A 12,655-nucleotide genomic window follows, 5' to 3' on the forward strand; every position below is an offset into this window, starting at 1 on the left:
CGCCTAAGTTCCGAAAGCTGTTGCGAATGACGGGGGTGTGGAGCATGGGAGTGTCAGCCTCTTGCGTTCCAGACGAGGGGGGCCTTGCGGAGCCAGGTGTCCTTCTCCAGCGTGTCGAGGAGGAAGCGGGCGAGGTCGCCGCGGTTGATCCGTGCCCCCGGCTTCTCGGCGCCGGCCTCGGCGGCGCGCAGCGGGCCGCTCATCGGCTTGTCGGTGAGGGCGACGGCTCGGGCGAGGGTCCAGTCGACGTCGGAGGCGCGCAGGAGCTTGTCGACGCCGTGGTGGTCGTCGTAGCCGGCCTTGAGGTTGGAGGCCTTGATCAGGGCCCTGAACACCGGGTTGATCCGGGCCCAGTCGTCTCCGGCGCCCGTCGCGGAGGTCACGACGATCCGGTGGATGCCCTCCTCCTTCATCACCGTCAGGGTCTTGCGGGTGGCGTCGGTCATGAACATGGGCGGGCTGACGGGTTTGGCCCAGGGGTTGTCGGAGGCGCGGGAGTTGTTGAGTGCGCTGATCACCGCCTCCGTTCCGGCGGCGGCCTTGCGGAGGTCGTCGATGTCCGAGGGCGTGCCCTGGACCAGTTCGACGCCGGCCGGGGCCTGGACGGTATCGGGGTTGCGGACGAGGGCCCGGACGCGGTGGCCGCGCTCGGCGGCCTCCTTGAGGACGTGGATGCCGGTGCGGCCGGTGCCGCCGAGGATAAGCAGGTGGGACATGGTGGTTGATTGCCTTTCGGGTCTGGCGGCGCCGGTCGGTCGACGGTCGGGCCGGTCAGGCGGCCTGTCGGCCGGCGATGGCCGTGGCCAGGCCGCGTGCCTGGGCGTGGGCGTCGGTCAGCGACGCCTCGTGGAGGGGGAGGAGAGGGGCCAGCATCGGCACGTGCGGAGCCATGGTCAGTTCGGGCGTGACCGTCGTCACCTCAAGGCCGAGCGTGGTCGGGTGGCCCAGGACGGTCTCCAGCGCCGGCACCAGGTTGTCCATGCCGTGCTTGGGGGCGCCGGGGCCGTAGCCGCCGCCGCGCGCGGAGATCAGCACGGCCGGGCGGCCCGCGGCGGGAGGGGCACCGTCGAAACTCAGGGTGCGGCCGTCGACCATGACCTGGTCCAGCCATGCCTTGAACACGGACGGCATCGTGAGGTTGTACATCGGCACGGTGAACAAGTAGGCGTCGGCGCCGAGGAATTCCTCGATCAGCTCGTCCTGGACCGCCATGGCCTTCGCCTGCTCGGGGGTGCGCTCGGCAGGGTCGGTGGTGCGGGCGGTGATGCCCGCCGCGCTGAGGTGCGGCGCGGGCGAGACGGCCAGGTCACGGTGGACGACCGCGCCCTTCCACTCGTCACGGAAGGACCGGGCGACCTGACGGGAGACGGAGGCCTCGCCGAGCGAGGACGCGTCGATGTGCAGCAGGTACGACATGGAGAAATCAGCCTTTCAAAATGATCAAACGATCAGGGGTGTGTCGGGGAGTGAACAGTGGATGGGGGTCAGTTGTGGGCCGGTACGGCGCAGCCGTCGGGGCCACAGACCGCAGCGTCGCCGCCGGTCGCCAGGGTGAGCGGGTGGGACTCGTCCCAGGCCGTGCGCAGCACTTCCAGAAGGGCATCGCTGTCCTGCGCCCCGGGAATGCCGTACTTGCCGTCGACGACGATGAAGGGCGCACCGGTGGCACCCAGGCGCTGGGCGCGGGCGGCGTCGTCGCGGATCTGCCGCTGGTAGCGGCGCTCGGTGAGCGCCTGGCGGGTGTCCTCCCGGTCCAGAGCGATCTCCTCGCCCAGGCCGAGCAGGTCGTCCAGGCTGAAGACCGGACGGGCCTGACCGAAGTAGGCACGGAAGATCGCGTCCCACGCTTCGCGGTTCCTGCCCTCGGCGGAGGCGTGGGCGAGGAACTCGTGCGCCAGGTCGGTGTTGCCGACCAGGTTGTCCAGCACCTTGTAGGGGCTGAGGCCCTCGGCCTCGGCCAGCGCCTCGATCCGGCGGGTGGACGCCTCCGCCTGGGGGCCGCCCATCCCGTGTCGGCGCAGCAGCGCGTCACGGACGCTGAAGGTCTGATCCACGGGGAACGAACTGCTCAGCGGGAACGAGTGGTGGACGACGTCCACCTCGTCGCCGTGCTCGAACCGCTCCACGGCCCGGTCCAGACGGTGGCTGCCCAGTCCGCACCACGGGCAGGTGACCTCGGCCCAGATCTCGATCTTCATGACGCGCCTCCCATGCCTGCACTTCAATTCCTACGTTTTGTGCGTAGCGCCATGATGGGCCAGTATGGAAGCCGATACAAAAGGCACATCGGTGTTCGTGCCGGAGAGGAATGTGCGTCATGGAGGTCACGAGCAGTTCGGTCGGCGCCGCGGCGGTGGGGCCCTGCGCCGCCATCCCCGCCGAGCACATGGCCTTCATCCGGCAGGTCCTCGACCGCGTCGGCGACAAGTGGAGCCTGCTGCTCATCGCAGTCGTGGAGCCCGGCCCGCTGCGCTACACCGACCTGCAGCGCCAGATCCCCGGAATCTCCCAGCGGATGCTCACCCTCACGCTCCGCCAGCTCCAGGAGGACGGTCTGATCACCCGCACCGCGTACGCGGAGGTTCCGCCGCGGGTCGAGTACTCCCTCACCCCGCTGGGCCGCGGCCTCCACGAGATCGTGACGTCCCTGATCGGCTGGGCCGCCGACCATCACGACGAGATCCGCGAGCACCGAGCCCGCGCCACTGCGCCCTGACGGCCGCACGGGGCGACGCAGGACAGACGGGCAGCCGACGGCGCTGACACGTGCAGCACCTACAGCACGTGATCGACAAGATGCGGCGCAGCGGGCGGGTGATCGGCACCAAGACGCTGATGATCCTGGTATCCCGCCGACGGGGCGCGTGAGGCCCCCGGTCCTCGGCGGCGGCATGTGGCGAACCTCCAACGCGTAGCCGGAATCGTGGACTGTCAGTCCATACACCCAGGTCTCATGGCGTGATGTGCTCCCTTCACCGCGCCCGAGTTCCCTGGACGACGCGGCCCCGGCCCGGACCAACCGGGCACCACCATGGTGCGGGCCAAGGACAAATGCGCCATGGACCAGGAGAGGCAAGGCATGCAGGTCGTGCACACCGCCGCGACCGCGGCGGCCCTCGCCGGGCAGGGCGCGGCGGTCTTCGTCCTGGATCTCCCGGCGAGTATCGAGAACGCGCCGGCCGTCGAGGGCATCAGCTACCTGGCAACCGACGTCACCGACGGCGACCAGTTGCGGGCCGCCGTCGAGACCGAAGCCTCTGCCGACGCCCTGCTGCGCACCGTCGGCAACTGCGCCGGCCAGCGCGGCGTCATTGTCAACACCGCCTCCGCCGCCGCCTACGAGGGCCAGGTCGGCCAGGCCGCCTACGCCTCCTCCAAGGGCGGGATCGTCGGCCTGACCCTGCCCGCCGCCCGCGACCTCGCCCAGTACGGCATCCGGGTGTGCACGATCGCGCCCGGCATCGTCGAGACCCCCATGCCCGCCTCGGTCTCGGAGGAGTTCCGCGCCGGACTGGCCGTCGGTGTGCCTTCCGGCGTCGCCTGGCCCGGCCCGAGGAGTACGCCCAGCTGGTCCTCGCGATCATCGACCACGACTACCTCAACGGCGAGACGATCCGCATGGACGGCGCCCTCCGCATGACTCCGCGCCGTTCGAGTGGGTGGCGGTCTCGGACGCGGCATGCAACCGCATGGGACGCGGGCTGGTGTCCGCACACCAACCAGGTCGGCCAGACCGGCAAGAGCGTGTCCCCGCAGTTGCACATCGCCTCCGGCAACCCGTGTTGTGAGGCTCGATCGATGAGATGGAGCGTGGCGCGTGACGCGCTTGAGATCGTGCACGGCCCCCGCGGCGCCACTGGGCGGAGTCCATTCCGTCGTGGCCGCCGACGCGGCTCCGACGGCGGCCTCCTGGAGGGCCGCGTGGGCGAACGCGCAGAGCAGCGGCGGCGTTCGAGTGTCGCAGTGGTCGGAGCATCCGACCGTGGACGACGCCCCGTCGCCGCCGGAGGCCACCTACCGTCTGGTGGTCCGGCCGACGCTGGAGGGTTCCGGTGTCCGTATCCGGCTCACCAACGGCGCCGGGGTTCCCCTGCGCGTGGCTGCGGCGACCGTCGCGGAGCGCCGCGGCCGGAGCGGCGCGGCCGTCGACGCGTCCACGCTGCGGCCGCTGCGTTTCGGCGGCCGGGCCGGCACGCTGGTCGCATCCGGAGCCGGCCTGCGCAGCGACCCGGTCGACCTGCCGGTGCGCGCGTTGCGTGACCTCGTGGTCAGTCTCTACGTCCCGACGCCGACACCGCAGTCCGTGCACGCGCAGAGTTATGTCACGCAGTACGTGACGGCCGCGGGCGCGGGCGACCGGACCTCCGAGGCCGAGGGCGCGGTGTTCACGTCCCGGCAGGAACCGGTGCCGTGGCTGGACGCCGTCGAAGTGTTGACCGAGGCACCGCGGTCGATCGTGGCCATCGGCGACTCGCTCACCGACGGCGACCAGGCGTTCCCACCCTTCAACGACGACGCGATGATGGACACCTACGAGCGGTGGACCGACGTCGTGGCACGCCGGATCGCCGCGGACCCTGAGCTCGCGCGCGCCGGGATCGTCAACCAGGGCATCAACGGGGACACGACCACCGGTGTCCTCGCCCGGCTGGACCGTGACGTACTCGATCTGGCAGGCGTGACCGACGTGGTGGTGGAGATCGGGACGAACGACCTCACCATCGGCCGGTCCGCGCAGCAGGTCATCGACAACCTCACCGAGATCGCGACCCGGCTGCGGGAGCGCGGGCTACGGGTCATCGGCGCGACCCTCCCGCCCCGGGGCGTATACGCACATGCCGACAAGGCCGTGGTCAACCGGTTCATCCGCACCAGCCCGCTGTTCGACGACGTATTCGACCTGGAACGGATACTCAGCCGGACCGGACAGCCGGACGCGTTGCGCGCCGGCTACGACTCCGGCGACAGCCTGCACCCGACGCCGACCGGGTACGAAGCGATGGGCGAGGCGTTGGACCTGGCCTTCTTGCGCCCCGACCCCGGGAAGTGCCAGGGGCGCTGCCCGAGCGGGCACATCGACCCGAGCCATCCCCTCCTGCGCTACGAGGGCCGCTGGGACATCCGGTCCGGGCTGGCCACGACCGTCAACAGCGGCTCCCGCATCACCATTCGCTTCACCGGGACAACGGTGGACGCGCGCTTCGACCGCGACGGGATCACCGCGCCGCCCGAGATCTACGCCTACATCGACGGCGAGAAGACCGACCGGATCGTGGTCGACCGCGACGTCATCCGCCTCACCCGCGAGGACCTGCCGGCGCGGACGCACACCCTGGTGCTGGCGGTCAAGGACGTCTACGAGAACGCCAACCGCTGGCAGCCGCCGCTCGCCTCCGGCCTGCGGTTCGCCGGCTTCGACCTGGCCGACGGGACGGCACTGGAGGAGCTACCCCCGGCCCCGGCGCACCGGTTCACCTTTCTCGGCGACTCCATCACACAAGGTGTCAACCTCCACTGCGCATACATCACGTCCGAGTGTGCCGACGGGACGCTCGCCTATCCGTCGCTGGTCGCGAAGGCGTTCGGCGCCGGGCTGGAACAGGTCGGCTTCGGGAGCCAGGGGGTCACGAAGGGAGGCGGCGGGGGTGTCCCGCGCGCCCAGGACGCGATCGGCCTCAACTACGCCGGATCGCCCGCCGCCGCGTTCGACGCGGACGTCGTTGTCGTCAACCAGACCACGAACGACATGAAGGCGTCGAGCGACGATGTGCGCGAGGGCTACCTCGAACTGCTGCGCGAGATCCGCACTCGCTATCCGGACGCGACGGTCGTCGCCCTCGAACCCTTCGGCGTGGCCGGGGCCACGGTCACCACGGCGCCGGCCATCCAGTCCGCCATCGCCGAACTGGGCGACCCTCGCACCCATTACGTCTCCACCCGCGGCTGGCTCGACGCCGCCGACTTCACCGAAACCCTGCACCCCAACACCAGAGGGCACCGCAAGGCCACCACACGCCTGGTCGACACCATCACCGAGCTCACCGGCATCGAACAACCTTGGCTGGACGGCGGGGACGCCGGAGGTCGTCTCCCCTCGTAGCTCTCGCGAGACGGCAGGCCCGAAGCATCGGTACGGTGGCCGACAGCTGACCGCGTCATCTCAGATCCGCAGCAGTGTCTCCGCGTTGCGATACGCGATCTTCTCCCGGTCGGCGGGGCTGACCGGGAGCCTGTCGAGGAAGGCGCGTCCTTCGTCGTTGGAGCCGATGGGATAGTCCACCGAGAACAGGATGCGGTCGGCGCCCACTTCGAGCAGGGTGTTGAGGAACGTCGGCACGTAGAAGAAGCCCGCGATGGTGAAGTGCACGTTCTCGCGGACGTACTCGGTGATCGTGCGGGACAGGCCGGTCATGACCGGTGGCAGCGTGCGGTTCGCCCTCGGCAGCATGAACGGCAGGGCCTCTCCCAGGTGGCCGATCACGATCTGGAGCCGGGGGAAGCGGTCGAACGCGCCGGCCAGGATCATGCGCAGGACGTGCAGGCCGGTGTCGATGTGCCAGCCCCACGCGGCCGTGCCGAGCGTGAAGTTCACCTGGGGGCTGAAGCCGTCGTAGTAGGCGCGCATCACGCCGGCGGGCGGCACTCCCGGGTGGAGGTAGAGCGGAACGTCCAGTGCCTCGGCCCGCTCCAGGACGGGCCGGAAGCGTTCGTCGTCCAGGAAGCGGCCGTCCGTACTGCCGTTGACCAGCGCGCCCTTGAACCCGTACTCCCGGACCGCGCGCTCCAACTCGTCCGCCGCTGCCTCCGGTTGGGCGGTCGTCGGCAGTGCGGCGAACGCCTTCAGACGGTCGGGGTGACGCTTCACGATCTCAGCCAGCCGGTCGTTCTCCTCACGGGCCAGCGTCACCGCGTCGGCGGGCGGATACGTCTCGCCTCCCGGTCCGGCGAGCGAGAGTACCTGTACGTCGATACCGGCCGCGTCCATGTCCGCTATCCGCTGCTCACCGGTTTCGAGGAGCCTCTTCTCCATCCCGGCAAGCACGGCGTCCAGGCCCGCGATGCCCGCGCCCGGACCCTCCCCGTCCCAGGGGCGGCTCAGGTAGTGCTCCTCAAGTCCGATGATCCTCATCCGACGCTCACCCTCTCTTACACGAAGTGCACAAGCGGTGGCCCGCGGGCGCGGAGAACCGGCGACGGCGCTCCTCGACTCGTGCGCCACAGACCTGCCGAAACCGGCCGTCACACCCTCGCGCATTCCGCGCCGGTCAACCATTGCGAGGGCCAATGTCAGGTATTGAGGCCCGTCATCCTGGGTGCGCCTTTTCGCATCTACGCTCCCGGCATCAGCAAAGGAGCTGGATATGAAGCTGGTGACATTCGAGGTGTCCACACCGTTGGGCACGGTGCGAAGGATCGGCGCGGTCCTCCCAGCGGGAGACCAGGAGACGAGTGCCGAACTGAGCGGGAAATCCCGGATCGCCGACCTGACTTCGGGCTACGCCGCATTCCTCCGCGAGAGCGGAGAACCGCGGGCGTACGAGGCGGCGGAGGCGCTGCTTCCCCCGGACATGCTGACCTTCCTGGAAGGCGGCCGACCGGCCCAGGAACGGGCCCAACAGGTGGTCGATTTCCTAAAGGAGAGTCAGGCCGCGTCCGGGGCGCGTGGCGAGACGCTGGTGTTCTCCCGAGCCGACGTGCGCCTGCTGGCCCCGCTGCCGAGGCCCCGCTCCATCCGGGACTACAGCTCGTACGAGGAACACGGCACCTGGTACTGGGCCAAGAAGGGCGAAGGTCTCCGCAAGCCGCCGGCCTTCTACCACGCGGCATCTGCCTACAAGGGCAACCCGGAGGCGGTGTACGGGCCCGAAGACCCCATCGTGTACCCCGCGTTCACCGACTGGCTGGACCTGGAATTGGAGCTGGCCTGCGTCATCGGTCGTCCGGGGCGGAACATCGCGGTCGAGGACGCCGCCGACCACATCGCCGGCTACACGATCCTGATCGACGCCAGCGCCCGCGACACCGGGCCCATGGACCTGTTCATGATGATGGGCCCGCACAAGATGAAGGACTTCGACACCCATCTCGGCCCGGTCCTCGTCACGGCCGACGAGTTCGACGAGGGCGGCGCCCGTTGCGGCATCCGTGTCAACGGCGAGACGTGGTTCGAGGGCAACACCGGGCACCGGCGCGTCCACTGGTCCCCGGAGCTGGTCGCGTGGGCATCCGACGGAGAGGACATCGTCCCCGGCGACGTGCTCGGCTCCGGGACGATCGGGCTGGGCTGCTCGCTGGACTTGCAGAAGTGGGTACAGCCCGGTGACGTGGTCGAGCAGTGGATCGAGGGCATCGGCACCATCTCGGCGACGGTCGTGCGGGAGGGGAACGAGCGTTCCTACGTGCGTCACGGGCTGCCCGGTCGCCTGCCCGTGCCCGAGCACGCGCAAGGGTTCCTCGACGAGGTCAAGAAGGACGCGCAGTTGCGCCTGGAGGACGGCCCCAAGGGGCTCGGTCCCAGGGTGACCCCGTAGGGAGCCGGCCATGCGCAAAGTGAGCGAGAACGTCCACGTCGAGTTCTACCTCGCCGGTTGCAACCCGGGCTTCCTCGTCACCGACGACGGCGTGTTCATGATCGACACTCCTCAGGGGCCCATGGACGGGCTTCGCTGGTGGGAGCGGGTGCGGGAGTACGGGCCGGTGCGGTACCTGGTCAACACCGAGCCGCATCTGGATCACCACGTGGGCAACGCGTTCTGCCAGGGCGTGGAGGTGGTGGCGCAGGCCGGGTTCGGCGCGCGCTACGAGAAGGACATGGTCTACATGACCACGCCCGGATATCTGGAGTGGGTCAAGAAGGACGACCCCGACAGCGAGTGGCTGGTGGGCCATCCCGGGTTTCCGCCCAACCCGCCCACGCGGACGTTCACCGACGAGATCACGCTCCGACTCGGCGAACGAACCATCCGCTGTGTGAACGTGCCCGGGCACACCGCCGAGCAGACGCACGTCCATCTCCCCGAGGAAGGCGTGCTGTTCACCGGTGACAACGTCTTCTGCCGGACGAAGACGTTCATCCAGGAGGGTTCCCCCTGGGAGTGGCTCGCGGCGCTGGACTGGATCGACCGCCTGGAGAACGTGGACGTGATCGTGCCGGGCCACGGGGAGCCGTGCGACGTCGGTTACGTCGCCGAGCAGCGCCAGATCCTGCAGAACTGGATCGACGTCGTCCAGTCCTTCGTCGACCGCGGGCTGACCGAGGAGGAAGCCGTGGCGATGCCACTGGACACGGTCTCCATCGATCCGTACCCGCTGGGCCAGCGCCTGTTCACGATCGTTCCGCATCTCGACCAGATGAACGTCAGGAACCTGTACCGGCAGATCCGGGCGCGCGGCTCCGAAGAGGACTGATGAACACGCGCTGAAGCGCAGTCGGAACCTGCGCCGACGCTCCCATCGGCATGGACAAGAGAGAGGTGTGCCCCATGGCGCATGAAGTTCTCGACCGGATCACGGCCGTCGGGCCGCAGCTGGCCGAACTTGCCGACAAGAACGAGAAGCTCGGCAGGCTGAGCGACGAGACCGTCGCTCTCCTCCAGTCGACGGGCATGCTGCGGATGCTGCAGCCGACTAAGTTCGGCGGTCTCGCCGCTCATCCCCGGGAGTTCGCCGAGGCGGTGATGGCCGTGGCGCGTCACGACGGCGCCGCGGGCTGGGTCGGCGGCGTAGTCGGCATCCACGCGTGGGAACTCGCCCAGATGGACGCGCGACTCCAGCAGGAGATATGGGGCGAGAACCCTGACACCTGGATCGGTTCGCCCTACATCCCGAACGGCATCGCCGAGCCAGTGGACGGCGGGTACGTCCTGAACGGGCGCTGGCCCTTCTCCTCCGGATCCGACCACTGCGACTGGACCTTCCTGGGCGCCATGGTCGGCAACGGCAAGGGCAAGCCGGCGATGCCGCCCACCGTGCTGCACGTGGTGCTGCCCAGGCCGGACTACGAGATCGTCGACGGCACCTGGGACGTGATCGGCCTGTCGGGCACCGGCAGCAAGGACGTCGTCGTCAAGGACGCGTTCATCCCCGCCTACCGGACGGTCGAGATCGGCGAGGTCATGTCGGGCCAGGCCGCGGAACGCAACGGCGCCGACGAGACCCTGTACAAGCTGCCCTTCACCGCGGCGTTCCCGACCGGCATCACCGCGAGCGTCATCGGTATCTGCGAGGGCGCGCTGGACACCCACCTCGCCCTCCAGCGCGACCGGGTCTCCGTGATGGGCGTCCAGGTCCGCGACGATCCGTACACGATGTACGCGGCCGGTGAGGCGGCCGCGGAAATCGCCGCGTCCCGGCTGCAGTTGCTCGACAGCGTGAGCCGCCTCTACGACCTCGTCGACGCCGGACGGCCCGTGACGGTCGACATCCGGGCCGCCATCCGCCGCGACCAGGTGCGCAGCGCGTGGCGGGCCGTCACGGCCCTGGACGGGATCTTCGCCCGGTCCGGCGGGAACATCGTGCGCCGCGACAATCCGCTGCAGCGCCTGTGGCGCGACGCCCACGTGGGACTTCAGCACGCGGTGCACGTGCCCGGCATGACGTATCACAGCGGCGCCCTGACCCAGATGGGTCTCGAACTGCCGGAGCCGATGCGCGTCATGCTCTGAGGGGACCGATCCTGCCATGGAAGAAGAACGGCGAATGGGCGCCGGTGAACCCGCGAGCGCCGGACGGCGTTTCCGCGACGTCTTGGGAAACTTCCCGACGAGTGTCGTCGCCATCACCACTCGGGAACACGACCGACGTCCCGCGGGCATGGTCGTCGGTTCCTTCACCTCCGTCTCCCTCGACCCGCCCCTGGTGTCCTTCCTCGCGGACCGCTCCTCCAGGACGCTCGCGAAGATCCGCGAGGCCGGGTGCTTCTGCGCCAACGCGCTCGCTTCGGATCAGGAGGCCTTGAGCCGGCGGATGGCGACCGGCGGGGACGGCAAGTTCGACGGAGTGGCCTGGGAATCCTCTCCCTTGGGCAACCCCGTACTCGACGGGGTGGTCGCCTGGATCGACTGCGAGATCGAGATGATCGTCGAGATCGGGGACCACTTCCTGGTCGTCGGCAAGGTGCACGACCTGCGCGCCGTATCGCCCAAGACCCCGTTGCTGTTCTTCCGGGGCGGGTACGGCGACTACTTCTCAACGACTTCGCTCGTACTGGACCAGCTCGTCGGCTGGTAGCGAGCGGACGCCTGTGCAGCGTTTGAGCCGGACGCTTGGAGGAGCCGCATGACCATCGACAACAACAGCCTCAAGGAGATCGACCTCCTCGACCCCGACGCCTTCGTCCAGCAGAAGCATCACGACTGGTTCCGCCGCCTGCGCGCGGAACAGCCGGTGTTCTGGCACGAGGACGGGCAGGGAGGGGGTTTCTGGAACGTCGTCAAGCACGAGGACGTCGTGCTCGTCAGCCGCGATTCGCAGTTGTTCTCGTCGGAACTCGGCGGCACGCAGATCTACTCCACCCTTCAGACCCTGGAAGAGGGGTACGCGACCAGCGGCGAGTACGAGGCCGCACGCGGCAGGCCCCTGCTGGACCTCGACCCGCCCAGGCACACCCGCTACCGGCAGCTCGTGAGCAAGGGGTTCACGGCACGCATGATCGGACTGTTGGAGCAGGCCCTGCGGCACCGTGCCACCCACATCATCGACCAGGTGATCGAGCGGGGCGAGGCCGACTTCGTGGTCGACATCGCGTCGGAACTGCCCTTGCAGGCGCTCGCCGAGATCATGGGTGTGCCGCAGGAGGACCGCCAGCGGCTCTTCGACTGGTCGAACCGCATTCTGGGCGACCCCGAGTTCGCCGACGAGGGCGGCGTCGGCTCGGTGATGGCCGAACTCATCGCCTACTCACGCGAGTTGGCGACTCAGCGCCGCAACGACCCCCGCGACGACATCGTCACGAAGCTGCTCAACGCCGAGATCGACGGGGAGAAACTCTCGGACCTCGAGTTCGACATGTTCATGCTTCTCCTGTCGATCGCCGGCCACGAGACCACCCGGAACGCCACCACGCACGGCATGTACGCGCTCCTCACCCATCCCGAGCAGTTCGAACTCCTCAAGTCCGATCCGCAGGGCCGTATGAACGTCGCGGTCGAGGAGATCATCCGCTGGGCCTCGCCGGTCCTCCACTTCCGGCGCACCGCCACCGCGGACACCGAGATCCGGGGCACCGCCATCAAGGAGGGCGACCCCGTCGTCGTGTGGTACGTCTCCGCCAACCGTGACGAGGACGTCTTCACCGACCCCTTCGCCTTCGACGTGACGCGCGATCCCAACCCCCAGATCTCCTTCGGCAGCGGCACCCACTTCTGCCTCGGCGCCAACCTCGCCCGTATGGAGTTGAGGTTGATCTTCGAGCAGCTCGTGACCCGCATGCCGGACATGAGGCTGGCGGGTGAGCCCGTCCGGCTCCGCTCCAACTTCGTCGGCGGCATCAAGCACATGCCGGTCACCTGGACACCTGGGAAGCGTGTCCTCCCGGTCGACGCAGACGTCTAGGGCCTGTCACGGCGTCGGGCCGCGAGGGAAGGGGCGCACTCGCGGCCGACGCCGCCCGGCCAGGGCCTGGCATCGCCCCACGTCATGTCGTACACGGAAGGAC

General features: G+C 69.1%; 12 protein-coding genes and 1 pseudogene. 9 read left to right on the forward strand and 4 right to left on the reverse strand.

Going from position 1 to position 12,655, the window contains the following annotated elements; all coding sequences use genetic code 11:
- Nucleotides 1–53 precede the first annotated feature (53 nt).
- From ACWD4G_RS00435 to ACWD4G_RS00445, 3 genes are all read right to left on the reverse strand, one after another.
- On the reverse strand, nucleotides 54–716 hold the full coding sequence (locus tag ACWD4G_RS00435) for an NAD(P)-dependent oxidoreductase (protein ID WP_451289818.1): 663 nt from the start codon (nucleotides 714–716) through the stop codon (nucleotides 54–56).
- Between the two features lie 55 nt (nucleotides 717–771).
- A complete protein-coding gene (locus ACWD4G_RS00440) occupies nucleotides 772–1,416 on the reverse strand; it encodes an FMN-dependent NADH-azoreductase (protein WP_451289819.1) in 645 nt (214 codons plus the stop codon).
- A gap of 68 nt (nucleotides 1,417–1,484) precedes the next feature.
- Nucleotides 1,485–2,198, reverse strand: coding sequence for a DsbA family oxidoreductase (locus ACWD4G_RS00445; protein ID WP_451289820.1), 714 nt, complete (start codon nucleotides 2,196–2,198; stop codon nucleotides 1,485–1,487).
- 119 nt (nucleotides 2,199–2,317) lie between these two features.
- Here ACWD4G_RS00445 and ACWD4G_RS00450 point away from each other — a divergent pair, with 119 nt between their 5' ends.
- From ACWD4G_RS00450 to ACWD4G_RS00465, 4 genes and pseudogenes are all read left to right on the forward strand, one after another.
- On the forward strand, nucleotides 2,318–2,716 hold the full coding sequence (locus tag ACWD4G_RS00450; RefSeq protein ID WP_451289822.1) for a winged helix-turn-helix transcriptional regulator: 399 nt from the start codon (nucleotides 2,318–2,320) through the stop codon (nucleotides 2,714–2,716).
- Between the two features lie 342 nt (nucleotides 2,717–3,058).
- Nucleotides 3,059–3,640 (forward strand): SDR family NAD(P)-dependent oxidoreductase, encoded by a 582-nt coding sequence (locus ACWD4G_RS00455; RefSeq protein WP_451289823.1) that lies wholly within the window; start codon nucleotides 3,059–3,061, stop codon nucleotides 3,638–3,640.
- Nucleotides 3,619–3,774, forward strand: a pseudogene (locus ACWD4G_RS00460) (FAD-binding protein); the annotation flags it as partial. The gene ACWD4G_RS00455 and the pseudogene ACWD4G_RS00460, both read left to right, overlap by 22 nt.
- Before the next feature lie 43 nt (nucleotides 3,775–3,817).
- Nucleotides 3,818–6,100, forward strand: a complete 2,283-nt coding sequence (locus ACWD4G_RS00465; RefSeq protein ID WP_451289824.1) for a GDSL-type esterase/lipase family protein — start codon at nucleotides 3,818–3,820, stop codon at nucleotides 6,098–6,100.
- Nucleotides 6,101–6,160: 60 nt separating this feature from the next.
- On the opposite strand, the gene ACWD4G_RS00470 is transcribed toward ACWD4G_RS00465, so the two are convergent.
- Complete coding sequence (locus ACWD4G_RS00470) at nucleotides 6,161–7,129, reverse strand: amidohydrolase family protein (protein WP_451289825.1); 969 nt, start codon at nucleotides 7,127–7,129, stop codon at nucleotides 6,161–6,163.
- Between the two features lie 232 nt (nucleotides 7,130–7,361).
- Between ACWD4G_RS00470 and ACWD4G_RS00475 the strand changes: the two genes are divergently transcribed.
- From ACWD4G_RS00475 to ACWD4G_RS00495, 5 genes are all read left to right on the forward strand, one after another.
- On the forward strand, nucleotides 7,362–8,531 hold the full coding sequence (locus ACWD4G_RS00475) for a fumarylacetoacetate hydrolase family protein (RefSeq protein ID WP_451289826.1): 1,170 nt from the start codon (nucleotides 7,362–7,364) through the stop codon (nucleotides 8,529–8,531).
- Between the two features lie 10 nt (nucleotides 8,532–8,541).
- Nucleotides 8,542–9,408, forward strand: coding sequence for an MBL fold metallo-hydrolase (locus ACWD4G_RS00480; RefSeq protein WP_451289827.1), 867 nt, complete (start codon nucleotides 8,542–8,544; stop codon nucleotides 9,406–9,408).
- 74 nt (nucleotides 9,409–9,482) lie between these two features.
- On the forward strand, nucleotides 9,483–10,664 hold the full coding sequence (locus ACWD4G_RS00485) for a hydroxylase (protein WP_451289828.1): 1,182 nt from the start codon (nucleotides 9,483–9,485) through the stop codon (nucleotides 10,662–10,664).
- Between the two features lie 34 nt (nucleotides 10,665–10,698).
- The gene (locus ACWD4G_RS00490) at nucleotides 10,699–11,229 is read left to right on the forward strand and encodes a flavin reductase family protein (RefSeq protein ID WP_451289829.1); all 531 of its coding nucleotides are present in this window, start codon (nucleotides 10,699–10,701) and stop codon (nucleotides 11,227–11,229) included.
- A 48-nt stretch (nucleotides 11,230–11,277) separates the two neighbouring features.
- Entirely contained in the window at nucleotides 11,278–12,552 is a 1,275-nt protein-coding gene (locus tag ACWD4G_RS00495) for a cytochrome P450 (protein ID WP_451289830.1), read from the forward strand.
- Nucleotides 12,553–12,655 lie beyond the last annotated feature (103 nt).

The organism is Streptomyces sp. NPDC002643 (assembly GCF_053592555.1).

Coding starts and splice junctions, on each gene's coding strand:
- ACWD4G_RS00435 (WP_451289818.1), bottom strand. CDS start 716: ATGTCCCACCTGCTTATCCTCGGCGGCACCGGCCGCACCGGCATCCAC.
- ACWD4G_RS00440 (WP_451289819.1), bottom strand. CDS start 1,416: ATGTCGTACCTGCTGCACATCGACGCGTCCTCGCTCGGCGAGGCCTCC.
- ACWD4G_RS00445 (WP_451289820.1), bottom strand. CDS start 2,198: ATGAAGATCGAGATCTGGGCCGAGGTCACCTGCCCGTGGTGCGGACTG.
- ACWD4G_RS00450 (WP_451289822.1), top strand. CDS start 2,318: ATGGAGGTCACGAGCAGTTCGGTCGGCGCCGCGGCGGTGGGGCCCTGC.
- ACWD4G_RS00455 (WP_451289823.1), top strand. CDS start 3,059: ATGGACCAGGAGAGGCAAGGCATGCAGGTCGTGCACACCGCCGCGACC.
- ACWD4G_RS00470 (WP_451289825.1), bottom strand. CDS start 7,129: ATGAGGATCATCGGACTTGAGGAGCACTACCTGAGCCGCCCCTGGGAC.
- ACWD4G_RS00475 (WP_451289826.1), top strand. CDS start 7,362: ATGAAGCTGGTGACATTCGAGGTGTCCACACCGTTGGGCACGGTGCGA.
- ACWD4G_RS00480 (WP_451289827.1), top strand. CDS start 8,542: ATGCGCAAAGTGAGCGAGAACGTCCACGTCGAGTTCTACCTCGCCGGT.
- ACWD4G_RS00485 (WP_451289828.1), top strand. CDS start 9,483: ATGGCGCATGAAGTTCTCGACCGGATCACGGCCGTCGGGCCGCAGCTG.
- ACWD4G_RS00490 (WP_451289829.1), top strand. CDS start 10,699: ATGGGCGCCGGTGAACCCGCGAGCGCCGGACGGCGTTTCCGCGACGTC.
- ACWD4G_RS00495 (WP_451289830.1), top strand. CDS start 11,278: ATGACCATCGACAACAACAGCCTCAAGGAGATCGACCTCCTCGACCCC.